Source organism: Sphingomonas sp. STIS6.2 (assembly GCF_000732685.2).
Taxonomy (GTDB): Bacteria; Pseudomonadota; Alphaproteobacteria; order Sphingomonadales; family Sphingomonadaceae; genus Sphingomonas; species Sphingomonas aerolata.
The window spans coordinates 63191-87862 of sequence record NZ_JPDP02000164.1; the positions used below are offsets into that span (position 1 = coordinate 63191).

Annotated in this window: 26 protein-coding genes; 13 read left to right on the forward strand and 13 right to left on the reverse strand. The window is 66.9% G+C overall.

The annotated features are described in order from the left end of the window. The coding region (dnaA, locus tag sphst_RS19980; RefSeq protein ID WP_234387774.1) for a chromosomal replication initiator protein DnaA at positions 1-1097 on the forward strand (1097 nt) is incomplete at its 5' end. Between the two features lie 137 nt (positions 1098-1234). On the opposite strand, the gene trpS is transcribed toward dnaA, so the two are convergent. Genes trpS through secB form a run of 3 tightly spaced genes read right to left on the reverse strand, consistent with a single transcriptional unit; the run spans position 1235 to position 4350 of the window. Then, positions 1235-2242 carry a tryptophan--tRNA ligase gene (trpS, locus tag sphst_RS19985; RefSeq protein ID WP_031394738.1) on the reverse strand — a complete coding sequence of 336 codons (1008 nt, stop codon included), beginning with the start codon at positions 2240-2242 and terminating at the stop codon, positions 1235-1237. 9 nt (positions 2243-2251) lie between these two features. Beyond that, positions 2252-3817 (reverse strand): murein biosynthesis integral membrane protein MurJ, encoded by a 1566-nt coding sequence (gene murJ / locus sphst_RS19990; RefSeq protein ID WP_031394739.1) that lies wholly within the window; start codon positions 3815-3817, stop codon positions 2252-2254. A 23-nt stretch (positions 3818-3840) separates the two neighbouring features. Then, entirely contained in the window at positions 3841-4350 is a 510-nt protein-coding gene (secB, locus tag sphst_RS19995) for a protein-export chaperone SecB (protein WP_031394740.1), read from the reverse strand. 184 nt (positions 4351-4534) lie between these two features. On the opposite strand from secB, the gene sphst_RS20000 reads away from it, so the two are divergent. The 3 genes from sphst_RS20000 to sphst_RS20010 are packed head-to-tail and all read left to right on the forward strand — an operon-like array spanning position 4535 to position 7105. Further along, positions 4535-5182, forward strand: coding sequence for a Tim44/TimA family putative adaptor protein (locus sphst_RS20000; RefSeq protein WP_156360333.1), 648 nt, complete (start codon positions 4535-4537; stop codon positions 5180-5182). Further along, positions 5179-6549 (forward strand): murein transglycosylase A, encoded by a 1371-nt coding sequence (locus tag sphst_RS20005; protein ID WP_082446797.1) that lies wholly within the window; start codon positions 5179-5181, stop codon positions 6547-6549. Before sphst_RS20000 ends, sphst_RS20005 begins: the two co-directional genes overlap by 4 nt. Then, positions 6524-7105 (forward strand): Smr/MutS family protein, encoded by a 582-nt coding sequence (locus tag sphst_RS20010; protein ID WP_031393800.1) that lies wholly within the window; start codon positions 6524-6526, stop codon positions 7103-7105. The genes sphst_RS20005 and sphst_RS20010 overlap by 26 nt, the downstream gene beginning before the upstream one ends. 13 nt (positions 7106-7118) lie before the next feature. Here the strand turns inward: sphst_RS20010 and dapE are convergent, their stop codons facing one another. The 8 genes from dapE to sphst_RS20050 all read right to left on the reverse strand — a co-directional run bounded on the left by dapE (position 7119) and on the right by sphst_RS20050 (position 12779). Continuing rightward, positions 7119-8240, reverse strand: coding sequence for a succinyl-diaminopimelate desuccinylase (dapE, locus tag sphst_RS20015; protein WP_031393801.1), 1122 nt, complete (start codon positions 8238-8240; stop codon positions 7119-7121). Beyond that, positions 8237-8911, reverse strand: coding sequence for a glutathione S-transferase (locus sphst_RS20020; protein WP_031393802.1), 675 nt, complete (start codon positions 8909-8911; stop codon positions 8237-8239). The genes dapE and sphst_RS20020 overlap by 4 nt, the downstream gene beginning before the upstream one ends. Before the next feature lie 66 nt (positions 8912-8977). Then, on the reverse strand, positions 8978-9640 hold the full coding sequence (yihA, locus tag sphst_RS20025; protein WP_031393803.1) for a ribosome biogenesis GTP-binding protein YihA/YsxC: 663 nt from the start codon (positions 9638-9640) through the stop codon (positions 8978-8980). A 26-nt stretch (positions 9641-9666) separates the two neighbouring features. Then, positions 9667-11376 (reverse strand): membrane protein insertase YidC, encoded by a 1710-nt coding sequence (gene yidC / locus sphst_RS20030; RefSeq protein ID WP_031393804.1) that lies wholly within the window; start codon positions 11374-11376, stop codon positions 9667-9669. Next, positions 11373-11621 (reverse strand): membrane protein insertion efficiency factor YidD, encoded by a 249-nt coding sequence (yidD, locus tag sphst_RS20035; RefSeq protein ID WP_081874402.1) that lies wholly within the window; start codon positions 11619-11621, stop codon positions 11373-11375. The genes yidC and yidD overlap by 4 nt, the downstream gene beginning before the upstream one ends. A 196-nt stretch (positions 11622-11817) precedes the next feature. After that, a complete protein-coding gene (gene rnpA, locus sphst_RS20040; protein ID WP_051916324.1) occupies positions 11818-12207 on the reverse strand; it encodes a ribonuclease P protein component in 390 nt (129 codons plus the stop codon). A 32-nt stretch (positions 12208-12239) separates the two neighbouring features. Next, entirely contained in the window at positions 12240-12374 is a 135-nt protein-coding gene (rpmH, locus tag sphst_RS20045) for a 50S ribosomal protein L34 (protein WP_031393806.1), read from the reverse strand. Between the two features lie 87 nt (positions 12375-12461). Beyond that, the gene (locus sphst_RS20050; protein WP_234387775.1) at positions 12462-12779 is read right to left on the reverse strand and encodes a hypothetical protein; all 318 of its coding nucleotides are present in this window, start codon (positions 12777-12779) and stop codon (positions 12462-12464) included. A gap of 137 nt (positions 12780-12916) precedes the next feature. Between sphst_RS20050 and sphst_RS20055 the strand changes: the two genes are divergently transcribed. From sphst_RS20055 to sphst_RS20085, 7 genes are all read left to right on the forward strand, one after another. Beyond that, entirely contained in the window at positions 12917-14425 is a 1509-nt protein-coding gene (locus sphst_RS20055) for a YifB family Mg chelatase-like AAA ATPase (protein ID WP_031393808.1), read from the forward strand. Between the two features lie 167 nt (positions 14426-14592). Then, positions 14593-15438, forward strand: coding sequence for an EAL domain-containing protein (locus sphst_RS20060; protein ID WP_325049515.1), 846 nt, complete (start codon positions 14593-14595; stop codon positions 15436-15438). A 139-nt stretch (positions 15439-15577) separates the two neighbouring features. Further along, the gene (locus sphst_RS20065) at positions 15578-16390 is read left to right on the forward strand and encodes a DUF1206 domain-containing protein (RefSeq protein ID WP_031393810.1); all 813 of its coding nucleotides are present in this window, start codon (positions 15578-15580) and stop codon (positions 16388-16390) included. An 83-nt stretch (positions 16391-16473) separates the two neighbouring features. Next, positions 16474-18105, forward strand: coding sequence for a M28 family peptidase (locus tag sphst_RS20070; RefSeq protein WP_107046058.1), 1632 nt, complete (start codon positions 16474-16476; stop codon positions 18103-18105). Between the two features lie 145 nt (positions 18106-18250). Further along, positions 18251-19828, forward strand: coding sequence for a L,D-transpeptidase family protein (locus tag sphst_RS20075; RefSeq protein ID WP_234387776.1), 1578 nt, complete (start codon positions 18251-18253; stop codon positions 19826-19828). A gap of 11 nt (positions 19829-19839) precedes the next feature. Further along, positions 19840-20193 (forward strand): hypothetical protein, encoded by a 354-nt coding sequence (locus sphst_RS20080; RefSeq protein ID WP_082446833.1) that lies wholly within the window; start codon positions 19840-19842, stop codon positions 20191-20193. A gap of 5 nt (positions 20194-20198) precedes the next feature. Further along, entirely contained in the window at positions 20199-21149 is a 951-nt protein-coding gene (locus sphst_RS20085; RefSeq protein ID WP_234387781.1) for a D-alanyl-D-alanine carboxypeptidase family protein, read from the forward strand. A gap of 69 nt (positions 21150-21218) precedes the next feature. On the opposite strand, the gene sphst_RS20090 is transcribed toward sphst_RS20085, so the two are convergent. Then, complete coding sequence (locus sphst_RS20090; RefSeq protein WP_031393817.1) at positions 21219-21515, reverse strand: hypothetical protein; 297 nt, start codon at positions 21513-21515, stop codon at positions 21219-21221. 37 nt (positions 21516-21552) lie between these two features. Then, positions 21553-22062 carry a DUF697 domain-containing protein gene (locus sphst_RS20095; protein WP_051916327.1) on the reverse strand — a complete coding sequence of 170 codons (510 nt, stop codon included), beginning with the start codon at positions 22060-22062 and terminating at the stop codon, positions 21553-21555. Between the two features lie 275 nt (positions 22063-22337). Between sphst_RS20095 and sphst_RS20100 the strand changes: the two genes are divergently transcribed. Continuing rightward, entirely contained in the window at positions 22338-23567 is a 1230-nt protein-coding gene (locus sphst_RS20100) for an ROK family transcriptional regulator (RefSeq protein WP_043156719.1), read from the forward strand. A 71-nt stretch (positions 23568-23638) separates the two neighbouring features. Further along, positions 23639-24535 carry an ROK family protein gene (locus tag sphst_RS20105; RefSeq protein WP_031393814.1) on the forward strand — a complete coding sequence of 299 codons (897 nt, stop codon included), beginning with the start codon at positions 23639-23641 and terminating at the stop codon, positions 24533-24535. The last annotated feature ends 137 nt before the right edge of the window (positions 24536-24672 follow it).

Below are 24672 nucleotides of genomic sequence, written 5' to 3' on the forward strand. Positions count from 1 at the left end.
CGTCGCTGAAGCCCGCCCCCGCGCCCGTCACTGCGACGCAGCCCGCGCCGGCCTACGACACCATCATCCCCGAGCGTCCGCCGCTCGATCCGCGCTACACGTTCGACCGCTTCGTCGTCGATGCGTCGAACAAGGTCGCGTTCAACGCCGCCAAGGTGCTCGCCGAGCCCGGACCCGTGCGGTTCAGCCCGCTGTTCCTCCACAGCAACACGGGGCAGGGCAAGACGCACCTGATGCATGCGATCGGCCATGCGTTCCTCGCCGCCAACCCGCACGCGGTCGTGCTGTGCATGTCGGCCGAGCGGTTCATGTATGATTTCGTCGCGGCGATGCGCGCGCGCGACACGCACGCGTTCAAGCGCCGGTTGCGCGGCGCCGACCTGCTGCTGATCGACGATCTCCAGTTCATCGCCGGCAAGGACGCGACGCAGGAGGAATTCTTCCACACGATCAACGAGATCATGACCGCCGGCAAGCGGCTGGTGATTTCCGCCGATCGCTGCCCCCAGGCACTCGAGGGCGTCGAATCGCGGATCATCAGCCGCATGGCGGTCGGGCTGGTCGCGGACATCAAGGCGCCCGACCTGCTGCTGCGCCGGACGATCCTCGACCGCAAGCTCGTCGACCTGCCCGACCTGCGCGTGCCGACCGACGTGCTCGATCTGATCGCGAGCCGGATCCACGCCAATATCCGCGAGCTCGAGGGCGCGCTCAACCGCGTCATCGCCTATGCGCAGCTGACCGGCGAGACGATCGACCTCGAGTTCGCGATCGCGACGCTCGGCGAAGTGCTGCGCGGCGCGCAGAAGCGCGTGACGATCGACGAGATCCAGAAACTGGTGACGGCGCATTTCGAGCTGAAGCCGCTCGACATGATCTCGGCCCGCCGCGCCCGTGCGGTCGCGCGGCCGCGGCAGATCGCGATGTATCTCGCCAAGCGGCTGACGACGCGGTCGCTGCCCGAGATCGGCCGCAAGTTCGGCGGCCGCGATCACTCGACGGTGATCCACGCGGTCCGCAAGATCACCGAACTGCGCGACCAGGACCGCGACATCGACGCCGCGGTCCGTGTGCTGATGCGCGAACTGGAGGGCTGAGGCCTTCCTTCCCGTGTTCTCCCGCGAAGGCGGGAGCCCAGACTGGACCCCCGCCTTCGCGGGGGAACACGCCTTTCAGGTGAGGCACGTCCTCAAATCATCATCCGGCTTCCGCAGCCGATACGGCAAAGCCGTCGTCAGACCTGCAACCCCATCGCATCCTGCGTCCGCTTCAGCACCGGCGCCGCCAGCGCGCGCGCCTTCTCCGCGCCGTCGCGCAGCACTGCGGTCACCGCGCTGCGATCGTCGAGCAGCCGCACCATCTCGTCGCGAATCGGCCCGAGCTTGGCGACCGCCAGATCCGCAAGCGCCGGCTTGAACGCGCCGAACCCCTTGCCGCCATATTCGCCCAGCACGGTCGCCACGTCGCTGTCCGCCAGCGCGGCATAGATCGTCAGCAGGTTGCGCGCCTCCGCCCGGTCGCCGAGCTCGTCGACGGTCGCGGGCAGCAGGTCGGGATCGGTCTTCGCCTTGCGGAACTTGTCCGCGATCGTGTCGTCGCTGTCGATCAGCTTGACCACCGACTGTTCGGACGGGTTCGACTTGGACATCTTGGCCGACGCATCGCGCAACGACATGATCCGCGGCGCCGCCTTGCTGATCAGCGGCGCGGGGAGCGTGAACAGGTCGACGCCGTAATCGCCGTTGAACTTGGTCGCGATATCGCGCGCGAGCTCGAGATGCTGCTTCTGGTCCTCGCCGACCGGCACGTGAGTCGCGTTGTAGAGAAGCACGTCGGCCGCCATCAGCACCGGATAGTCATACAGCCCGACGCTCGCGCCCTCGCGGTTCTTGCCCGCCTTGTCCTTGAACTGCGTCATGCGGTTCAGCCAGCCGACGCGCGCGACGGTGTTGAGCAGCCACGCCATCTCGCTGTGCGCGGGCACACGCGCCTGGTTGAACAGGATCGACTTGGCCGGATCGACGCCCGCCGCGATCATCGTCGCGGCAACCTCGAGCGTGTGTGACGACAGTTCGGCCGGCGCGATCCATTCGGTCGGCGCGTGCAGGTCGGCGATGAAGAACATCGACTCCCCGCCCTGCGCGACGACGTCGTCCTGCAACGTCACCCATTGCTTCACCGCCCCCAGGTAATTGCCGAGATGGAGATTACCGGTGGGCTTGATGCCGGAGACGACGCGCATGGGAAAACCTTATTTGGAACGACGCAGGAGCGTGGAGATGTCGCCCAGCCGGAACGCGCCGGTGAGCAGGGTGGCGATCGCATAGACGACCCCGCCGGTCGCGACCAGCACGAGCATCGCCCCCCAGCGCTCGGTTCCGCTGCCCGTGACGAACGGCTGGAACAGGTCGTTGAGGAAATACATCACCCCGCCCATGATCAGCGCGGCGACCAGCAGCCGCCACGTCCGCCGTACCAGCCGCGCATCGGGGACGAAATGCCCGCGACGGACGAGCGTGCGATACAGCATCGCGACGTTGACCGTGCTCGCGATCGCGGTGGCGAGCGGCGGGCCCATATGGCCGAGCGGCTTGATGAAGGCGAGGTTGAGGACGAGGTTCACGACCATCGACATCGTCGCATAGCGCACCGGCGTCTTCGTGTCGGACCGCGCATAATAGCCCGGCGTCAGCACCTTCACGAGGATGTAGGACGGCAGCCCGATCGAGAAGGCGGCGAGCGCCTGCGCGGTCAGGATGCTGTCGTCGAGCGCGAACTTGCCGTGCTGGAACAGCGCACCGACGATCGGCACGCCACAGACGATCAGCGCCACCGTCGCGGGCAGCGTCAGGAACAGCGCGAGCTCCATGCCGCGGTTCTGCGTCGCCATCGCCTCCGTCTCCTCGCCGCGACCGAGCTGGCGCGAGATGGTGGGGAGCAGGACGGTGCCGAGCCCGATGCCGATCAGCCCGAGCGGCAGCTGGTTCAGCCGGTCCGCAAAATAGATGTACGAGACCGAGCCCGCGGGCAGGAGCGCGGCGGCGAGCGCGGTCGAGACGACGAGGTTGATCTGCACCGCACCCGCACCCGCGGCGGCGGGCCAGATCAGCGACATCAGCCGCTTCACCTCGGGATTGAGCTGGGGCCGCTTCAGCCGGAGCACGACGCCCGATCTGCGGCAGGCGTAGATCAGCCAGAGCAGCTGGAGCGCGCCCGACACCGTCACCGCGATCGCCTGGTTGCGCACGGTCATCAGCGGCAGCCGCTCGTGGAACAGCAGCAGCGCGGCGATCAGCGTCGCGTTGAGCAGGATCGGCGCCGCAGCGTTGATCCAGAATTTATGCAGTGAATTGAGGATCCCGCCGAGCAGCGAGACGAGGCTGATCAGCAGCAGATAGGGCAGGGTGATCCGCGACAGGTGGACCACATAGGCAAACCGCTCCGCGCTCGCCCCGTTGAACCCGAAGGTCAGCAGCCACGTGACGGGCCATGCCGCAATCTCGAGCAGCACCGTCATGCCGATCAGCACCGGCAGCAGCACCGACAGCGCGTCCTCGGCAAAGGCGATGCCGTCGGGCAGACCGCGGCCATCCTTGTCGCCGACCTTGCGGTTGAACATCGGGATGAACGCGGCCGAGAACGCGCCCTCGGCGAAGAGGGCGCGGAACATGTTGGGAAGGCGGAAGGCGATCAGGAACGCATCCGATGCGAACCCCGCGCCGACGAACCGCGCGAACAGCGAATCGCGCACCAGCCCCAGGATGCGGCTGGCGAGCGTCAGCCCGCCAACCGATCCCAGCGCCTTGGTCAGGTTCACCTATGCGCCCTCCGGTCCGGGCTTCACGCCTGGCCGAAATCGCCGACGTTCGGCTGGATGCCCTGCTGCTCGGACTGCTGGAGATAGAGCTGCGCGAAATCGATCGGCTCGAGCAGCAGCGGCGGGAAGCCGCCGTCACGCACCGCATCCGACAGCACGCGGCGTGCGAACGGGAACAGCAGGCGTGGGGCCTCGCCCAGCAGGAAGGGCTGGACATGCTCGGCCGGAATGTTGCGCAGCCCGAACAGGCCCGCAAAGGACAGGTCGACGATGAAGGCGACCTGGCCGTCGGTCTCGGCGCGGACGTCGATCTTCAGCACGACCTCGTGCACCTCGTCGCCGACCTGCGCCGCGCCGATGTTGAACTGGACGTCGATCGCGGGCGGGGTCTGGTTCTGGTAGACTGCGGGCGCGTTGGGGTTCTCGAACGAGAGATCCTTGACGTATTGCGAGATCAGGCCGGCGGCGGGCGCTTCGTCGGCACCATTGGCAAGCGGCTGATCCGCGATCGACATGCCGTTCTGGTCGTCCATGATCTGCGAATCCTTCGTATAAATGAGGTGGGACCGAAGCGGACGGGTCGCGCGTTCGTGTCTTGAGGCAGTGCGCGTAGCAGTGCCCGACGGGTGTTTCAACGGCTACGGATCCCACGGAATCCTAGGCGGGTTTGAAAAGAGACGCCGTTGCCCTATGTTGGGACGAAGATCGGAGGCACGGTTGTTTTACGTAGTACTTCTCGCGATGGTCGCAGGGTTCCTGGCGATGCGTCTTTATAGCGTGCTCGGAAAGCGGACCGGTCATGAACAGCAGCCCCTGCCGCGTGCGGCAGAGGAGCGGTCCATACCCGTCACGATCCCGCGCACGATCGATGCGGCCGCCGAACAGCGGACGATCGCGAACCGCAACATCGATGCGCGCGCCGAACCCGGCCTGCGCTCGATCATCGCCGTCGAGCCCGGCTTCGACGTCAACCAGTTCCTCGAAGGCGCGCAGGCGGCCTATCGCATGACGCTGGAAGCCTTCTGGAAGGGTGATGCCGATACGCTCGCCGATCTGGCGGAGGACGACGTCCGCACCGCGTTCGTCGAGGCGATCGCGGCGCGCGAAGCGGCCGGCGAGACGCTCGACAATCGTCTGGTGACGATCGAACGCGCGGTGATCGCCGACGCATCGGTCTCGGGCCGCGAAGCCCGGATCTCGGTGCGCTTCGATGCGGACATCGCCGCGATCACGCGGAACGAGGCGGGCGAAGTCATCGCCGGGTCACTGACCGACGCGGTCGAGACGCATGACATCTGGACGTTCGTCCGGACGCTGAAAAGCGCCGGCCCGAACTGGAAGCTCGCGGACACCGACGAGGCGTGACGCGCGCGATCAGGGGGATTGGCGGTTCGTTCGCGCTGGCCCTGGCACTCAGCGGGTGCGTCGGCGGTGTCGCGGCACCGACCGACCGCCCGTCCTCGCCGGGCACCGCATCGCCGGCGGCCACCGCCGGAAAGCCGCCCCGGGGTCAATTTACCCCAAACAGTGACAACATTCGCAACATTCGCGGCATCCAGATACCCGCCCGCATCGTCGGGGCGGTTCCGCTGGCTGCCGTTCCTGTCGCTCCGCCTCTGCCCGGCGCGCTCGCCCCGGTCAGTGCGGTCACGGCCGGCGTAACGCCGGGGCCGTCGCTCGCAACGCTGCCGATCAGCGATGCGCAGGCCGAGGCTGCACGTCTCGCCTTCGTCACGAGCTGCCCTGGCTTGCAGCGTCGCTCCGACCAGTCGGGGCTGACGCGCGGCGCCGATTGGCAGCCCGCCTGCGCCGCGGCACAGGCGACCGGGCCCGGTGGCGCGCGCGCATTCTTCACCCAGTGGTTCGAGGCGGTCCAGGTCGGCGACGGCAAGGCCTTCGCAACCGGCTATTACGAGCCCGAGATCGCCGGCTCGCTCGAACGTCGCGACGGCTATGCCCCGGTCTATGGGCGCCCGCGCGATCTGATCGACGTCGATCTCGGTGCCTTTTCGACATCGCTGAAAGGCAAGAAGATCCGCGGCCGCGTGTCGGGCTCGAACTTCATTCCTTATTACGACCGGACCGCGATCGAGCAGGGCGCGCTTGCGGAGACCGCGCCGATCCTCGCCTGGGCGAAGGATCCGGTCGAGCTCTTCTTCCTGCAGATCCAGGGGTCGGGGCGGCTCCGCCTGCCCGACGGGTCGATCCTCCGGATTGGCTACGATACGCAGAACGGCCGCGACTATACCGGCATCGGCGCGCTGATGAAGACGCGCGGGCTGTTGCAGCCCGGCCAGACGTCGATGCAGGGCATCGTGCAGTGGCTCCACGATCACCCCGTCGAGGGGCAGGCGATCATGCGCGAGAACAAGAGCTTCGTGTTCTTCCGCGAACTCGACGGCGCGCCACAGGGGGCAATGGGCTATCCCGTGACCGGGCAGGTCAGCGCGGCGGCGGACGTGAAGTTTGTGCCGCTCGGCGCGCCGGTGATCCTGTCGCTCGACCGGCAGGATGCGACCGGGCTGTGGATCGTCCAGGATACCGGTGGCGCGATCAAGGGCAGCAACCGGTTCGACACCTTCTGGGGCGCCGGAGCCGCTGCCGAAGCGACCGCGGGCGGCATGGCGGGGCGCGGCACCGCGTTCCTGCTGCTCCCGATCGGCACCACCGCACGGCTTAACGCCGCAACTGCGAACGGGGCGCGCTATGACGGATCGTCCGCTCAACCCTGACGAGGCGCATCTCTGGGCGCGCGTGATGCAGACCGTGCGCCCAATGCGCGCGGTCCCCAAGCTCGTGCCCCCGGTCGTCCCGGTTGCTGCGCCCGTCGCGACGACGCGCAAGGTAAAGCCGACCAAGGGCATCCGCCTGCCAACGCTCCCACCCCCACCCGGCGCCGCGCCGCTGAAGGCGGCGGCGCGCACCTTGTCACCGGCGAACACGCTCGACGGCGGCTGGGACAAGCGACTGCTGCGCGGCGCGGTCAGTCCCGACAGCTCGATCGACCTTCACGGCCACACGCTCGCCTCCGCGCATGCAATCCTCGACACCGGCCTGTCCCGCGCGATCGCCCGCGGCGACCGCGTGCTGTTGCTGGTGACGGGCAAGCCACCCCGCCCCGAGAGCGAACGGCCGCATGCCCGCGGCGCGATCCGTGCGGCGGTCATCGACTGGCTATCGATCTCGCGTCATGCCGGCGGGATCGTCGCGGTACGCGGCGCGCATCCCCGGCATGGCGGGGCAGGGGCACTCTACATCATCCTGCGTCGCAGCCGCGACCTGGGGTGATACCCGTCCCGCGCTATCCCCGCTCGACCGCGCGGACGATGACATCGGCATAGATGTCGGTCAGGCGGTACAGGTCCTCGACCGCAACCGCCTCGTCGAGCTTGTGCATCGTCGCATTGATCAGCCCGAATTCGACCACCGGGCACAGCTTCGCCAGAAACCGCGCGTCGGACGTGCCGCCCGTCGTCGACAGGTCGGGAACGACCCCCGTCACCGCGGTGATCGCGTCCGACACCAGCGTCGACAGCGGCCCGGGTTCCGTCAGAAAGGCTTCACCCGACACGCGACCGGTGACGACCGCTGCTGGATCATGCCGAGCCGCTAGCGCGGCGATCCGGGCGATCAGCGCGTCACCGCTATGCGTGTCGTTGAACCGGATGCTGAGCCGCGCCGACGCTGCGGCCGGGATGACGTTATGCGCGGGATTGCCGACCGCGATATCGGTGACCTCGATGTTCGACGGCTGGAACCAGGCATTGCCCTGGTCGAGCGCGACGGTTTCGATCTCGGCAAGGATCTCGACCAGCCGTGGGATGGGGTTGTCGGCGAGATGCGGATAGGCGACGTGACCCTGCCGCCCGGGGACGCTGATCCAGATATTGACCGAGCCGCGCCGGCCGATCTTGATCGTGTCGCCGAGCGCGGCGGTGGAGGTCGGCTCGCCGACGATGCACTGGTCGGGACGGATGCCCCGTGACGCCATCCGGTCGATCAGCGCGCGCGTCCCGAAGGTGGCAGGACCTTCCTCGTCCCCGGTGATGATCAGTGACACGGTGCCCGCGTCGGTCCGGCTGGCGGCAGCGGCAAAGGCGGCGATCGCGCCCTTCATGTCGACCGCGCCGCGCCCGTAGAGCAGGCCGTCGCGAACCTCCGCCGACCAGGGCGAGCCCTGCCACCCCTCGCCCGGGGGGACGACGTCGAGATGCCCTGCAAATGCCAGGTGTGGCCCCGATCCGGTCCGGACCGCGAGCATGTTCTCGACCGGACCGTCGGGCGCTTCGCCGATCGTGAAGCGGTCGACGTCAAAGCCGATCGGCGTCAGCGCCGCCTCCAGCACGTCGAACACGCGGCCCCGCGCCGGCGTGACGCTGTCCTCGGCCAGCAGCGCCTGCGCCAGCGCCAACGGATCGATCACCGCAGCGCGCTCGGTGCCGGCTGCTCATATTGTTCGATCACCCAGTCCTCTTCCTGCGCACCGGCGATCCAGTCCTGCATGAAGGGGTGGTCGAACATCGCCTGCATATAGCCCTGCGCGAACCGGGCGATCGGCAACTGATAGGTGACGATCCGCGTGACGACGGGCGCGTACATGATGTCGGCCGCGCCGAACGTCCCGAACAGGAAATCGCCGCCACCGCCAAAGCGCGCGCGCGCCTGAGCCCAGAGCTCCATGATCCTCTGGAGATCGACCAGGACATCGTCGTCGGGGCGCTGTGCCGGAAAGATCTGGCGGACGTTCATGCTGTGCTTCTTGCGCAGCGCGGCAAAGCTCGAATGCATTTCGGCCGCCATCGAGCGGGCCATGGCGCGGGCCGCCTCGTCTTCGGGCCAGAAGCGGTCGCGACCCACCTTGTCCGCGAGATAGTCGACGATCGCCAGGCTGTCCCATACGACCGCCTCGCCATCCCAGAGGATCGGCACCTTGCCCGACGAGGGGGCGAATTCATCGCCCTGGCGCCGCTTTTCCCATTCCGCATCGTAGAGCGGGACGACGACCTCGTCGAAGGGCAGCCCGGACTGCTTGCAGGCGAGCCAGCCGCGAAGCGACCAGGAGGAATAGGCCTTGTTGCCGATGACGAGTTTCATGGCCCGGGGACTAGCGGGCGGGAGCGGCGAGGGCAATCTCTGCCGCCCTCGCCGGATGCACGGGCGTCAGCTGACGGCTTCGACGACCGCCGCGCGCAGTTCGGGGATGCCCATGCCGTATTCGCTCGACGTCACGAGGATGTCGGGATGCGCGGCGGGGCGCTTGCGGGCCTCGACCGCGGTGCGCTCGGTGACCTCGACGAGTTCCGATGCCTTGATCTTGTCCGCCTTGGTCAGCACCATGCGATAGCTGACCGCAGCCTTGTCGAGCATCTCAAGGATCTCGCGATCGACGTCCTTGATGCCGTGGCGCGAGTCGATCAGCACGAGCGCGCGCTTGAGCACGTCGCGGCCGCGAAGGAAGTCGTTGATCAGGAAGCGCCACTTCTTGACGACATCCTTGGGCGCCTTGGCAAAGCCATAGCCGGGCATGTCGACGAGGCGGAACGCGAGCGGCGCGCCGACCTCGAAGAAGTTCAGTTCCTGCGTACGTCCGGGCGTGTTCGACGTACGCGCCATCGAATTGCGGCCGGTCAGCGCGTTGAGCAGCGACGACTTGCCGACGTTCGACCGCCCGGCAAACGCCACCTCCGGCACCGACGCATCGGGCAGGAATTCGAGCGTCGGTGCCGATTTCAGGAAGCCGACATGGCCGGCGAACAGCTTGCGCGCATGCTCGAGCTGCTCCGCGGTGAACGGCGCGTCGGTCTGCTCGAGATCGGGACCCAGATTCGGGGCGGCGGTCGGAAGGTCGTTCACTTGGTCACCGGTGCTTGCAGGCCCGGATGCCGGGCGTAGAGGAGCTTCTGCTGAAGGATCGTCAGGCAGTTGGACGTGATCCAGTAGACCTGAAGACCGACGGCGAACGGCGCCATCACGAACATCAGCACCCAGGGCAGCAGCTTGAAGACCTGCTTCTGCGTGTCGTCCATCGGCGTCGGGTTCAGCTTGAACTGGAAGTACATGCTGATGCCGAGGATGATCGGGACAATGCCGATCGCGATCATGTGCGGCGGGGTGAACGGCAACAGACCGAACAGGTTGAGCGGCGTCAGCGGATCGGGCGCGGACAGATCCTTGATCCATGCGACGAACGGCTGGTGACGCATTTCAATCGTCAGCATCAGCACCTTGTACAGCGCGTACATGATCGGGATCTGCAGCAGCGTCGGCGCGCAACCCGCGAGCGGGTTGACCTTCTCCGCCTTGTACAGCGCCATGACCTCCTGCTGCATGCGGACCTTGTCGTCCTTGTACTTCTCCTGCAGCGCCTTGGTCTTGGGCTGGACGGCGCGCATTGCGGCCATCGACTTGAACTGGCGCTGCGCGATCGGGAAGAGCAGGCCGCGGATCGTCACCGTCAGCAGGATGATCGCGACGCCGAAATTGCCGACCGTGCGGTACAGCCAGTCGAGATAATAGAAGATCGGCTTCTCGACGATCCGGAACCAGCCCCAGTCGATTGCATAATCGAGCTTGGCGACGCCGCCCGCCTGATCGGTATAGCGATCGAGCAGCCGGACCTCCTTCGCGCCCGCAAAGAAGCGCGACGTCTGGGTCACCGCCTGGCCGGGGGCGATGAGCTTGGGCTGCAGCGCGTAGTCGGCCTGATAGGCCTTGTTGGCGCCGGCACGGAACTGGCCGTCAAACGCCTGACCCTGATCGGGGACCAGCGCGGTCAGCCAGTATTTGTCGGTGAAGCCAAGCCAGCCGCCGGTGGTCGAAAACTTCTGCGGAGCCTCGTCGATGTCCTTGTAGTTCGGACGGTAATGCGCGCCGCCATTGTCGACCGACATCGGCCCAACGTGGATCGTCATCGACGACGGATCCTTGGAGATGCCGACACGGTTGACGAGGCCATAGGTGGCAACTGGGACGGGCGCGGTGCCCGCGTTGAGGACTGTCTGGCGTACCGTGAACATGTAGTCGCCGTCGACCGCGATCTGGATGCGGAAGCGCTGGCCCGTGGCGTTGGTTGTATCAAGCGTGACCGGAGTCGTGGGCGTCAGCGTCGTTGCGCCCGACGCGGTCCAGACGGCGTCGGCGGCGGGAGGGGCAAGCCCCTGCGCGCGCCAACCGAAGCTCGCAAAATAGGCGTCCGGTGCACCGGCCGGTGAAAGCAGACGGATCGGCGGAGAATCCTTCGCGACGGTCTCGTCATAGCCCTTGAGAACGAGATCATCGATCCGCGCACCCTTCAGGTTGATCGAGCCGGACACCCGCGGGGTTTCGATACGAACGCGCGGGGTCTCGGCAATGACCGCGGCGCGATCGCGCACTGCGGCGCCACCGTCGGCAGCCGGATCGGCGGCGGGATTCGCGACGGGCTTGGTCTTGCCGCCTTCGATTTTCGTCACCGGTGGATTGGCCGTCGGGAAGAACTTGCCCTGGATCATCGGCCATCCGAACAAGATCAGCGCCGCGATAACCGCGAACAGCACGAAATTCTGCTTGTCGTCTTTCACAGGGCGGCGTCTTTCAATTTCTCAGGCTTCAGCTCTGGGACTGGGTCGGGTCCGTACCCGCCCCACGGATGGCAGCGCGCGATGCGCTTCGCCGCCAACCAGCCCCCCTTGCGCGCGCCATAGCGCCCAACGGCCTCGATTGCATAGGCGGAACAGGAAGGATCGTAGCGACAGCTCGACGGCAGGACCAGCGAAGGACCGAGTTGCCAGCCGCGCGCGACGAGGATGAGGAGGCGGGCTAGCACAATGCGGCCGGGACCAGTGCACCCCAGAACTGTTTCCCTGCGAAGGCGGGGATCCAGACTGGACTCCCACTCTCGCGGGAGAACAAGAAGCGGTGCAAGATCGCGCCTTCGGGACAGCGCCACTCCAGACTGCGGACCACCCCGGCGTAGGCCGGCGCCCAGTTGGGGGACGCTAGTGACGAGCGGCTGCGATGCATTAAAGGGGCTTCCCCACCTGGGCCACGGCCTTCGCCGGGGTGGTGGTATCCACTGAAGCAGCAGCTGCTGCTTGCGGCGTGACCTTGCGAAAAGCCTTGCCAAGTTCGGTCCGCAACAGCGCGTAATCGCGCTCGATGCCGCCATTGCGGCCGATCAGTACATGATCGGCGCCGGCGACACCGCGTTCCGCCAACAGCTCACGCGCCAAAGCCCGCAACCGCCGTTTCATGCGGTTACGGACAACGGCATTGCCGATCTTCTTGGTGACGGTGAAGCCGATTCGCATCGTCTCGTCACCGTCATCGCGGGGGCGCATGAGCAGGACGAATCCCGGCATCGGTGCGCGCTTCCCCGAATTCGCCGCGAGAAAATCGCGGCGTTTCGACATGATCGTCAGGCCGGCATCGCCGGCCGCGACGGTCAGGCCGACAGCTTCTTGCGACCGCGGGCGCGGCGGGCGTGGATCACTGCCCGGCCGCCGACCGTGGCCATCCGTGCGCGGAAGCCGTGACGGCGTGCACGTACCAGGTTGCTCGGCTGAAAGGTCCGCTTCATTGGTCATTCCCTAGGTCATCAAATAGAAAACGGCCGCCACGGGGACGGCCTTGATGGGTGGGCGCTTAGGCAAACTAGGCGGACAAGTCAATTCACGCGCTCCGTCTTCGCTGAATCGCCTCGCTGCGAAACCGCGGCGGCACGATCACGGGCGTGCCGTCGCAACGCGCTGCGCCGGCGCATCATCCGGTCGACGAAATGGCCACCCCGCGGCCAGCGGCGCTTCAGCCGGCCCCAGCGTCGCCGTGCCCGTGGCGAGTTGCGCAGAACCAGAACCATGCCGCCGGCAAACACGAAGACCCCCGCCGGTCCGGGCACCGGTGTCAGCAGGGGGGCGGCAAGGATCATCATCCCGCCGCACAGCAACTGAACGAAACGATAGGTCGAGGAGCGGACGGCGTTCACGCGAGGCATTTGGGACCGGTGTGTTAGGTTGGCAAGACGGCACCGTGCCGCCTGCCATTGCCCAAAGGCCAAATCCGGTATGAATAGGGCGTGACGGTGGCGATCCGCCATGACGAGCGCCTCGGCGGGGGATTTTCATGGCGGCGATCGTGTCGACAGTGGCATATCTGGGGCTGGAAGCGCGCGCCGTCGAAGTACAAGTCCAGCTGATTCCGGGACTTCCCGCCTTTAACCTCGTCGGGCTGGCGGACAAGGCGGTCGGCGAGAGCCGCGAGCGGGTCCGCGGCGCGATCGCGGGGATGGGGCTGGCATTGCCGCCGAAACGGATCGCGGTGAACTTGTCGCCTGCCGATCTGCCAAAAGAAGGATCGCATTTCGATCTTCCTGTCGCGCTCGCATTGCTGGCGGCGATGGGGGTGATCGATGTCGAAATGCTTGCCGATTATGTCGTCGTCGGCGAGCTCGGCCTCGATGCGCGCATCACCGCGTCGCCCGGTGTCCTGCTCGCCGCGCTGCATGCGTCGAACGAGGGTAAGGGCCTGATCTGCCCGGCCTCGCAGGGGTCTGAAGCGGCTTGGGCCGGGTCGATCGAGGTGGTTGCCGCGCCCGACCTGCTCGCGCTGATCAACCATTTCAAAGGCCATGGCCTGCTGCGCGCGCCCCAGCCTGGCGAGGTCGATGTCGCGCCGGCCGGGCCGGACCTTGCGCAGGTTCGTGGGCAGGAGACCGCCAAGCGCGCACTGGAGGTCGCTGCGGCGGGTGGGCACAATCTGTTGATGTGTGGTCCGCCGGGGTCGGGCAAATCACTGATGGCAGCGTGCCTGCCGGGGATCCTGCCGCCACTCGACCCCGCCGAGGCGCTCGAAGTGTCGATGGTCCAGTCGGTCGCGGGCACGTTGTCGGGGGGACGGCTGACCCGGACTCGGCCGTTCCGCAGCCCGCATCATTCGGCGTCGATGGCTGCGCTGACCGGGGGAGGGCTGAAGGTGAAGCCCGGGGAGGTCAGCCTGGCGCATCTGGGTGTGCTGTTCCTCGACGAATTGCCCGAGTTCCAGCGGGCGGTGCTCGATTCGCTGCGCCAGCCGCTCGAGACGGGAACGATCAGCGTTGCCCGCGCCAATGCGCATGTGACCTTCCCCGCCCGCGTCCAGCTGATCGCGGCGATGAATCCGTGTCGTTGCGGTCATCTCGGCGATGCCGGCCTCGCCTGTGCGCGGGCACCGCGCTGCGCCGCGGACTATCAGGCCAAGGTGTCCGGGCCGCTGCTCGACCGAATCGACCTGCATATCGACGTGGCAGCGGTCACGGCGGCGGATCTCGTCCTGCCCCAGGCCGGCGAGGGATCGGCAGCGGTGGCAGTGCGAGTGGCCGCCGCCCGCAGGGTGCAGACGGAGCGCTATCGTGATCATCCCGTGCGGACGAATGCCGAGGCGGACGGCCCGTTGCTCGAATCGATCGCTGCCCCCGATGCGCCAGGACAGCGTCTGCTGGTGCAGGCGGCAGAGGCGATGCGGCTGACCGCGCGGGGTTATACCCGGATACTGCGCGTCGCGCGGACGATCGCGGATCTGGCCGGCGCCGATCACGTGGCGCGTATCCATGTCGCGGAAGCGCTGAGCTATCGCCGCCGTCCACCAACCAATTGACGCACGTTTGCACAGCTAAATAATACTTGATCTATGATAACAAAACAGTACTACTCATTCTGTTAATTGTTGTAGATTAACAATGAACTCACCGAGTTTGGAGTGAGGTGGCGTCGCGCCGGTCCTCATGCCCGTCCGGCCCCTATAGAGCGCGGTAAGGAGCGACAGTGACATTTATCGACCCCGCCCCATTCCGGGCTGCAGCCCGCGCTCCAGCGGACGCGATCGCACCAGTCGAGACGGCGACCCGTGTGACGTGCGGTGCCTGTGGCACCGGCAGCATGCTCCCGTTCGATTTCACGATGGCGTTCCAGCCGATCGTCAACATCGCGACGAAGCGGGTCTGGGCCTATGAAGCGCTGGTTCGCGGCACCGACGGTGCGGGCGCGGGGGCGATCCTCGACAGGGTGTCGGGGGACATGATTTACGGGTTCGATCAGGCCTGCCGTGTGCGCGCGGTTGAGATGGCTGGCGCGCTGTTCACGCCGGGCGAGGACGTGAAGCTGTCGATCAATTTCATGCCTAACGCGGTCTATGAACCCAATGCCTGTATCCGGGCGACGCTGGGGGCAGCGGCGCGGGTCGGCTTCGACAAGCGCAACCTGATGTTCGAATTCACCGAGAACGAACGCATGCACGACGTGCCGCATGTACGGCGGATCATCGAGGCGTACCGTGCACAAGGGTTCGTGACCGCGATCGACGATTTCGGCGCGGGCTATGCGGGGCTAGGGCTGCTTGCCGAACTCAATCCCGATGTCATCAAGATCGACATGGCATTGATCCGCGGGATCGACGGGTCCGCCGTGAAGCGGTCGATCGTCGCCGCGGTCATCGCATTGTGCGACGAACTTGGCATCATCCCGATCGCCGAGGGGATCGAGACTTCGGGCGAACTGGCGGCGTTGTGCGCGCTCGGGGTACGGTTGTGCCAGGGCTACCTGATCGCGCATCCCGCGATTGCACGCCTTCCGGTCCCCTTCGCGGACGCCGCAGAGGTGATCCACGCCTGACGGTCCGGTGCGGCCCGGGCGCGGTACCGGGCTGCGCCGATCCGCGTCGCCGCGGCGATGTCGTGACCGCCGGCGGAACGTCGCTGCGCACGGCGGGTTTAGCCGGCGTAACGATCAATATGATCCAGGGGGATTTGCGGTGACCATCTCGGATGTCCGTGCGACGCAACTCGCACGTCTCGGCTTCGCCGCGCGCGGGCTGGTTTATTGTCTGGTTGCCTGGTTTGCGGTCGATGCCGCAATGCGCGGCGGAACGATCGCCGACAATCAGGGTGCGATCGGATCGCTGGCGGACGAGCAGCTCGGTGCCGTCCTGCTGGCCGTCATTGCCGCGGGTCTGCTCGGCTATGCGGTATGGCGGCTGACCGAAGCGATCGCCGATCCGGAGCAGATCATGCGCGACGCCAAGGGCGCCTTGACCCGGATCGGGCACGTCGTCAGCGGGATCGCCCACCTCATCCTTGCCTGGAGTGCGGCACGTCTCGCCTGGCAACCAAGGACGGGCGGCGGCGGGCAGTCCCCGGGTGACGAGAGTGCCCGCGACTGGACCGGCTGGCTGCTGTCGGTGCCGTTCGGCCGCGTGCTGGTTGCCGTGGTCGCAATCGGTATCCTCACCGCGGCGGTGATGCAGGCGAAGAAAGCCTTGAAGGGCGATTTCGTCAAGGACCTGCACAATGACGGCTCGCTGCCTTCCTATGTCTGCACGATGGGGCGGCTGGGGTATGGCGCCCGCGCGGTCGTCTTCACGATCATCGCGGGCTTTTTCGCGGTCGCGGCATGGCAGGCGCATGCGACCGAAGCCGGCGGCATGGCCGACGCGCTGGCGATGCTGCAGGACCAGCCGGGGGGCAAATGGCTGTTGGCCGCGACGGGCGTCGGGCTGGGATTGTTCGGCGTCTACAGCTTTGTCGAAGCGCGCTTTCGCCGCGTTCAGGTTCGTCTGCCGGGCTGAAGATCGCGGCCTAAGGCGCGGGAATAGCGTGCGATCTCATTCGTTCGCTTGTGCACGTGACACATCGCGGGCAGGTTATGCCGATGAAACGCCTCCTGCCGCTGCTGCTGCTCACCGTCTCGGCCACTACCGCCGCCATCGCCGCTGATCCACGGCCGACCATCCTGTCGCCGGACCGGATCAAGGCGGACGTCAAGACACTGAGCGCGGATGCATTCCACGGGCGCGGGCCTACTCAAGCGGGTGAGGCGGTCACGCTCGAATTCCTCGAGCGACGCTTCAAGCAACTCGGGCTGAAACCCATTGCCGGCGCCAGCTATCGGCAGCGTATGCCCCTGCTGCGCTGGACCCGCGATGCCGCAACCTTCACGCTGCATCTCGGCGATCAGTCGGTGCCATTACGGCCGGGGATCGAGATCGCGGCATCGTCGCGGATCGTCGGCACGACCGCGCTCGATCATGCCGATATCGTGTTTGTCGGCTATGGCGTGGTCGAGCCGAAGCTCGGCTATGATCCGTATCGCGGGGTCGATGTGCGCGGCAAGATCGTCGTCGCCCTGGCCGGCGATCCCGATGTCGAGGCGGGGTGCGACCTGGGATTCGGCGGACGCGCGTCGAGCCCTGCTGCGCGAACCAAGCTCACCGAGGCGCAGAAGCGCGGCGCTGCGGCGTTCCTGACGATCCACGAGACGTTCCCAGCCAGCTATCCCTGGCTGCAGATCGCGAACGGCGACGCGGTACCGGGCTATGCGCTCGACACCGGGACGGTGCCTGCGGCGTTCGGACTGCGCGGCAACCTGCGCAACGACATTGGAATCCGTCTGCTGCGGCAGGCGGGGCTGGATTATGCCGCGGCGAAGGCTGCGGCACAGCGCGCCGATTTCGCTGCGATCATGTTGAAGGGGGCGACCCTGTCGGCGCGGGTCGAAACAAGGATGGAACATGTCGCGAGCCACAATGTCGTCGGCGTTCTTCCGGGCACCGATCCCGCGGCGGGCAGCATTCTCTATGGCGCGCATTGGGATGCCTATGGGGAGAACGCGTTCGATCCGCCCGCGGACCGGATCCGCAACGGCGCGATCGACAACGGGACCGGCACCGCGACGCTACTCGAGATCGCGCACGCCTATGCCGGCGCCGCCCGGCCGCGGCGTTCCGTCGTGTTCGCGCTGTGGACTGCGGAAGAAAAGGGGCTGCTCGGCGCAAGCTGGTATGCCGACCACCCCGTCCTGCCGCTCGCGACGACCGCAGCACAGTTCAATCTCGACCCGCATGTCGTGCTGGGGCGGACGCGTGATCTCGAGCTGATCGGCGTCGGGCGAACGCCGATGGAGCGCGATCTCGAGCGGGTTGCGGCGGTGCAGGGGCTGCGGATCGTGCCCGAGGAGAATACCGAGGCGGGCTGGTATTACCGCTCGGACCATTATGCGCTCGCGCAGAAGGGCGTGCCGGGGGTGTATTTCCGCGCGGGCCGCGATCTCGTGACGGGCGGGACGAAGGCAGGCGAGGCGATGCGCGATCGGTTCAACGCACGATGCTATCACCAGACCTGCGACGAGTTCGACGCGCGCTGGGACATGACCGGCGCCGCGCAGGAGGGTAGCGTCGCCTATGCGCTGGGCCGCGAGGTCGCCGAGGGGACGGCATGGCCAGTCTGGAACGCGTCCGAGCCGTTCGCGGCGGAGCGCGACGCGACTCGGGCGGCGCGCAAATGACGGGCACGGCCGTGCCCAGGCCGAAGGGGGCGTTGGGCCCTGTGATAGTCATCAAGGCGGCGGGAAATATCGCGTCGTCCGGGCTTAATTCAGGCTAGGGCGATATTGCCCGTGCGACGCAGGACGCGATCGCTATAGGGACGCTATGCAAAGCCTTTCAAAGACAAAGACGAACGCCCCCTGGTTCGGCACGATGCTGAGCGGTGCCGCGGTGGTGGCCCTGTTGCTCCCGGTCGACGCCGTTTCGGCCCGAGCGGCGCAGGAGCAGCTGGTACCGCCGCAACTGTTCCAGACCCAGCCGCAAAGGCCCGTCGCCCCATCGGCCCCGCCGGCCAGCCAGCCTGCGCTTCCGGCCCAGGCGATGACGCCGCGGATGGCGGTGCCGCCGGTGGTGCCTACCGTTCGCATGCCGGTGCTGTCCGTTGCCCAGGTCAAGCAGCTGCAGAAGCTGCTTGCGTCGGACACGATGGGGCAGGGGCTCGCGTTCGCGCGGCCGGCGCTGGTGCTCGACGTCGACAATGACACATTGGTCCGCGAAGCGCTCGACCATGCCCGCGCCGTCCATGCCGGGCGGTTGTCCGAAGCGGACTTCCAGCGGGACTGGGGCATGCGCCCGCCCGCCTTCGATCCGCTGCCGGGCTTTGCCGACGCGGTGAAGCGTGACCGGATCGCCGCGTGGTTCGCCGCGTTGCCACCGCCCTATTCAGGGTATGACGGGCTCAAGGCCGGGCTCGAGCGCTATCGCGCGATCGCGGCGGCGGGCGGTTGGTCCATGCTGGCGAGTGGCCCGGATATGACGATCGGCGCGACGGGCCCACGCGTGACCGCGCTGCGCCAGCGCCTTGCGATCGAGGACAAGGACGTATCGGCCGGCGGCGACAGGTTCGACGCTGCGCTGCTCGAGGGGGTACGTCGCGCGCAGCGGCGCTACGGACTCAATCCGAGCGGGATCGTGTCGGGGCAGACGCTGGGTGCGCTGAACGTCTCGGCGACCGATCGCGTCCGCCAGATCATGGCGAACATGGAGCGCTGGCGCTGGCTGCCGCAGGAGCTGCCCAAGGATCGCATCCAGGTGAACATCGCCGCCGCGGTCCTGACGGTATTCGACGGCGACCGGCCGATCACTTCGATGCGCGCGGTCACCGGGCGCCCCGGCGACGAGACGCCAATGCTGACCTCGACGATCCATAGCGTCGTGATCAACCCGCCCTGGAACGTCCCGACCTCGATCGCGACGCGCGAACTGTGGCCGAAGGAAAAGGCCAATCCGGGATACCTGAAGCGCAATGGCTTCAAGGTGATCGGCGGCACGCGGCTGCAGCAGGCCGCTGGTACGCAGAGCGCGCTGGGGCGGTACAAGTTCGATTTCGACAATCCCTATTCGGTGTATCTGCACGACACCCCGTCACGCGCGAAGTTTGCGAGCTTCAGCCGTCTGGCGAGCCACGGGTGCGTCCGGCTCGAAAAGCCCGCCGAGCTTGCCAACCTCCTGCTCGCGGGTGATCCGCAATGGACCCCCGAGATGGTCGCGGCGACGGTCGACAAGGGCACGACGGTGCGGGCGCGGCTCAGCAAGCCCGTGTCGGTTTATCTCCTCTATTGGACGGCATTCGCCAGTGGTAACGGCCAGATGAACTTCCGCGCGGATCCCTATAGCTGGGATTCGACACTGGCCTCCAAGATCGAGGCACGGTCGGCGGCGCAGGCGATGGCAGCACGATGAGGGACATGACCATGACGACCAAGACACATGCGATCCGCTTCGCGCTCGGCGCGAGCCTGTTCGCGACCGCGCTCGGCGGCTGTTCCCCGTCCGAGCCGGACACCGCACCCGTGACCGAAAACAGCGCGTATGAGGAAGAGGCCCCGGCTGAAGCCGAAGCGCCGGCGGTGGTCGAGGAAGCGCCTGCGCCCGCCCCTGCAGAGGTGAAAGCCGAGGCACCGCCCGCTCCGGAAATCGCGCCGGACGTTCAGATGCAGGACGATGCCGATGCGACGGGAATGACTGCGCGCGTCCGCCGCGACGGCAGCAGCGCGAGCGAACCCGCCGATGACGTGCCCGCCACGAACGAGATGGAGCCGCAGTGAGGCTGATGCCGACCGGCGCCTATCAGCGCCGTATCCCGGCCGTGCTGGCGGCGCTGGCCACGCTGGTTCTGCCCATGTCGTCTGCGGTATCGACGGCGTCGCCCGCCGGGGTGGCGAGCCGCGCCGCGCCGGTTCCGCTGGCGGCGATTCCCGGGACGGCAATGGCGGTTCCGGCTTTGGCGGAACCGGTGCTCGCCGCGCCATCGCCGGCGGCGGCGCGGACGGTGTCGGCCATCCTGATCGATGCGCGCGATGGCCGGGTATTATATGCGCAAGGGGCCAATCTGGTCCGTCGACCCGCGTCGCTGACCAAGATGATGACGTTGTTCCTGGCGTTCGACGCGCTCGACGCGAACAAGCTGCAGCTGTCCGACACCGTCAAATTCTCGCGGGCCGCGGCGAACCAGCCGCCGTCACGGCTCGGTCTGCGGCCCGGTGCCGGGCTGACCGTCGGTGAAGCCATCCGGGCGATCGCGGTGAGTTCGGCCAATGACGTGGCGGTAGCGCTTTCCGAAAAACTGGGTGGCAGCGAAGCCGGCTTCGCGCGGCGGATGACTGCGAAGGCGCGGACGCTCGGCATGCGGCGCACGTTGTTCACCAACGTCACCGGATTGCCCGGCGCCAATCTCACGACCGCGACCGACATGGCCATGTTGTCCAAGGCACTGATCGACCAGCATGCGGATCGCTATGCCTATTTCAGCACCCGGTCGTTTCGCTGGGCGGGACGGCAGTTGCAGAACCACAATCACATGCTCGGCGCCTTTGACGGACTCGACGGCATCAAGACCGGCTATACGGTCGAGGCCGGGTTCAATCTGGCGGCATCGGCAAAGCGCGGCAACCGCCGACTGATCGCCGTCGTCCTGGGCGAGCGCACCGCGCGCTCACGCGATCGGCTGGTCGCGCAGATTCTCGAGCGCGGGTTCAACGGCGGCGAGGGCGCCCCGAGCTAATCTGTTACGGCTCAAGCCAGGGCACTCCGTACGCCACGGCGCACGGGGTGCCTGATTGGCGCGGGGGCGTCAGGTGCGTTCGATCAACTCGATCTCGGCCTCGACCTCGATCTCTTCATCCTCGCCGCCGTGCGTGCCGTCATCCTCTGGGATGATCAGGTCGACGGTCCAGTCATAGACCTTCTCGCGGTTTTCGCCCTGTACCCAGACGCGCACAGCGCCCTTGGTGATTTCTCCACCCATCTGCCCGACGAAGTCGGAGATGAGCGTCTCGGCGGCATCCTCGTGATCGGTCGCGCCGGAGATGCATGCGGACTGCATCTCCTCTTCGAAGTCGATCAACTGTGCCCAATATTGTTTCGCCATGTGTCGGTCCTCTTCGTGGGGCGCTGCGTGCGCCGGGTCAGCGTGCGATACCGCCCGCCGGGGTCGAGACCGGAGCGATTTGCCCCGACGCGGGCAGCAAGGCCAGCGCCGTCTTGTAGCAATCCTCGATATGCGCGTTGCCGACCAGCTTCATCGCGCCGAAGCTGATCGTGGCGGCGAAGGCAGAACCGACGAACGGTACATATTTGGCAAGCGATCCCGCCGCGACCCGCGCACCGACGCGCCGCAGCAGCGCCGCCACGACCCGCTTGGTGACCATGCGCCCGATCACGTTATTGCCCATGCTCGACGCCATCACCAGCACCTGCTGCGCGAGATGCGGCTCGAGCTTTTGCACCTGTTCGTGATCGAGCTGGAACATTTCGCTGATCTTCGGCAGCAGGGTGGTCAACAGGCCGACATCCGCGACCAGGTCGACGCCCGGAATCGGTACGACCGCGGCGCCCGCCGACATCAAGGATCGCCGGGTGACAAGCGACCGGCATTCGGCGCGGACCCGCTCCAGATCTTCGAGCCGTGTAATCATCGATGTCGATCTTTCCAAATGGTTGAATTGCGGCGCGATACCACAGGCTTTGCAACTGCGCGATGTCGCTTGTTCGCGGCCGTGTGCACGGCGTCGTGCCAACCCGGTGTGCTTTCCGGTGCGGAGATATAACCAACTTGGCATATTCAATTGACCGGCTGGGGTGGATGTCGGACTATAGGATCGCATTTGGGGCCGTCGGCACGCACGACTGACGGGGCGGCGCGCGAAATCACATCGATGCGCGCCTCGACGTTCCGGGGAGGGAGCAAGCCGTGGATTTCTCGGATTTCGAGCCGCATGCCGGTGGCGGGGTGACTGCGGAGGAGCGCGCGGTGCGGCTTGGCCCAAGCCTGTCGGGCACGAATCTCGAACGGGCGGGCGACTATAACCAGCGCGTCGTGCTCCAGGTCATCCGTCGAAATCCGGACATTACCCGGACCGAGATCGCGACGATGACCAACCTCACCGCGCCGACGATCGCGAATATCACGGGGCGCCTGTTCGAGGCTGATCTCATCGTCGATGCCGGGCGCCGCAAGGGCGGACGCGGCCAGCCGGCGGTGCGGTTGCGGATTAACCCCGATGGATGCTTCGCGATCGGGCTGAACATCGACCGTGATCACGTCACGCTCGTATCGCTCGATCTGGCAGGGCAGGTCCGGTCCCGGTTCACACAGCAGATCGCGTTCGCGATGCCCGACGACATCATTGGCATCGTCGGCAAGGAGATCGCCGAGATCCGGGGATCGGGCGTGCTGCGCGCAGACAGGATACTTGGCGTCGGCGTGGCACTGCCCGACGATCTGGGGCAGGTGGCGTTGCCGCATCGTCCGGCGGGCTATGAATGCTGGGGTGCTGTCGACCTCCAGGCGCTGCTCGCCGGTGTCGTTCCCTGGTCGGTCCATATCGACAATGACGCGGCGGCGGCGGCGATCGGCGAGGCGCAGTTCGGTGGCGGGCTCGACCATGCGAGCTTCTTCTACATTCTGGTCAGCGCAGGGCTTGGGGGCGGGGTCGTCATCGACGGATCCTATTATCGCGGCGCCGACGCCCGCAGCGGGGAGCTCGGCTTTCTGCCTCTGGCGGGCATGCCGGGACAGGTGCTTCAGGACGTGGTGTCCTTGTCCGCGCTCGCCGCGCGGCTTGAACAGGCTGGCTTGACTACGCCGTTCGACCCGGCGCTGGACGTTGCTGAACAGTTCGGTGCGACACTTGATGCATGGGTCGACGAGTGCGCGAGCGCGCTCGTGCCCGCGCTGACCGCCGTCAACTGCCTGATCAACCCGGCCGCGGTGCTGATCGGCGGACGTCTCCCCGACCTGGTGCTCGACCGACTGGCGTCGGAAACGACGCGCAAGCTGATCGCGGCGGCGCCGACGATCCCGGCGCGTGCACCGATCCGGCGCGCCACACTCTCGCGCGATGCGCCCGCCGTGGGCGCTGCGATCCTGCCGTTTCTCGACCGGATCCTGCCGTCGGACGCCATCCTGATTAAGGGCTGATTGTTAAAGCAAATTGACTTTATCTTTCTCGCGGGCAGGGTGCCTCCAAACCAAAGTCAGAGAGAGATGCAGTGATCCAGATCGGTATCGATGTCGGCGGCACGAAGATCGAGGCAGCGGCCCTTGACGCCGACGGCCAGTTCCTCGCCCGCGTGCGTAGCCCGAACCCGGGAAATTACGACGACGCCATCGGGACGATCGGCGAGCTGATCGCTCGCGCCGAGAGCGAGGCGGGCGCCATGGGCTCGATCGGGGTCGGTACGCCCGGATCGATCAGTCCGCGCGACGGGCTGATGCGCAACTCGAACGCCACCTTCCTCAACGGCCGCGCCTTTCGCGAGGATCTGGAGACTGCTCTCGGCCGTCAGGTCCGGATGGCCAATGACGCGAATTGCATGGCGCTGTCCGAGGCGGTCGACGGGGCGGCAGCGGGGGCGCGGTCCGCCTTTGCGGTGATCGTCGGGACCGGCGTCGGAGGCGGACTGGTCGTCGACGGGCACATCGTCGAGGGCGCGAACGGCATGGGCGGCGAATGGGGCCATGTTCCGCTTCCATGGATGACCGCGGCGGAATATCCCGGTCCGTCCTGCTGGTGCGGACAAAGCGGGTGCCTCGACATGCTGATATCGGGGACCGGTTTCCGGCAGGATCATGCCGCCCGGTCCGGGCAGATGCTCGACGGCGCCGCGATCGTCGAGGCCGCGCGACACGGCGAAGCCGACGCGGTCGCATCGCTCGACGCCTATGTCGATCGGCTTGGACGCGCGCTGGCGATGATCGCCAATATCGTCGACCCGGACGTCTTCGTGTTCGGCGGCGGCATGTCGAATGTCGAGGCGATCTACGCCCGGCTTCCCGCGGTGATCGATCGCTACAGCTTCGGTGGCGACTGGAAGGGGCAGGTGGTGCCGGCCCGTTGGGGTGATTCCTCGGGCGTGCGCGGCGCAGCGCGGTTGTGGCCGCGCTGAGCCTCCTGCGTCGGAGCCCGCGAGGCGCCTAGCCGGCTGACCGGCGGTGGGCCGTCATCCGGCTAGGGTGCGGGTAAATAGAGCGATGACCGCGTTCAGCGTCTGGGCGAACAGGGCGGGATCATAGCGTGGTCCCT

Excerpts from the sequence above, each read along its gene's own strand:
- sphst_RS20020 (WP_031393802.1), bottom strand. The coding sequence starts at position 8,911 with ATGAAACTCGTCATCGGCAACAAGGCCTATTCCTCCTGGTCGCTTCGC.
- sphst_RS20075 (WP_234387776.1), top strand. The coding sequence starts at position 18,251 with ATGCAAAGCCTTTCAAAGACAAAGACGAACGCCCCCTGGTTCGGCACG.
- secB (WP_031394740.1), bottom strand. The coding sequence starts at position 4,350 with ATGGACGACCAGAACGGCATGTCGATCGCGGATCAGCCGCTTGCCAAT.
- rpmH (WP_031393806.1), bottom strand. The coding sequence starts at position 12,374 with ATGAAGCGGACCTTTCAGCCGAGCAACCTGGTACGTGCACGCCGTCAC.
- sphst_RS20090 (WP_031393817.1), bottom strand. The coding sequence starts at position 21,515 with ATGGCGAAACAATATTGGGCACAGTTGATCGACTTCGAAGAGGAGATG.
- trpS (WP_031394738.1), bottom strand. The coding sequence starts at position 2,242 with ATGCGCGTCGTCTCCGGCATCAAGCCCACCGGTAATCTCCATCTCGGC.
- sphst_RS20080 (WP_082446833.1), top strand. The coding sequence starts at position 19,840 with ATGACGACCAAGACACATGCGATCCGCTTCGCGCTCGGCGCGAGCCTG.
- sphst_RS20085 (WP_234387781.1), top strand. The coding sequence starts at position 20,199 with ATGCCGACCGGCGCCTATCAGCGCCGTATCCCGGCCGTGCTGGCGGCG.
- rnpA (WP_051916324.1), bottom strand. The coding sequence starts at position 12,207 with ATGTCGAAACGCCGCGATTTTCTCGCGGCGAATTCGGGGAAGCGCGCA.
- sphst_RS20095 (WP_051916327.1), bottom strand. The coding sequence starts at position 22,062 with ATGATTACACGGCTCGAAGATCTGGAGCGGGTCCGCGCCGAATGCCGG.
- sphst_RS20055 (WP_031393808.1), top strand. The coding sequence starts at position 12,917 with ATGGCGGCGATCGTGTCGACAGTGGCATATCTGGGGCTGGAAGCGCGC.
- sphst_RS20070 (WP_107046058.1), top strand. The coding sequence starts at position 16,474 with ATGAAACGCCTCCTGCCGCTGCTGCTGCTCACCGTCTCGGCCACTACC.
- sphst_RS20010 (WP_031393800.1), top strand. The coding sequence starts at position 6,524 with ATGACGGATCGTCCGCTCAACCCTGACGAGGCGCATCTCTGGGCGCGC.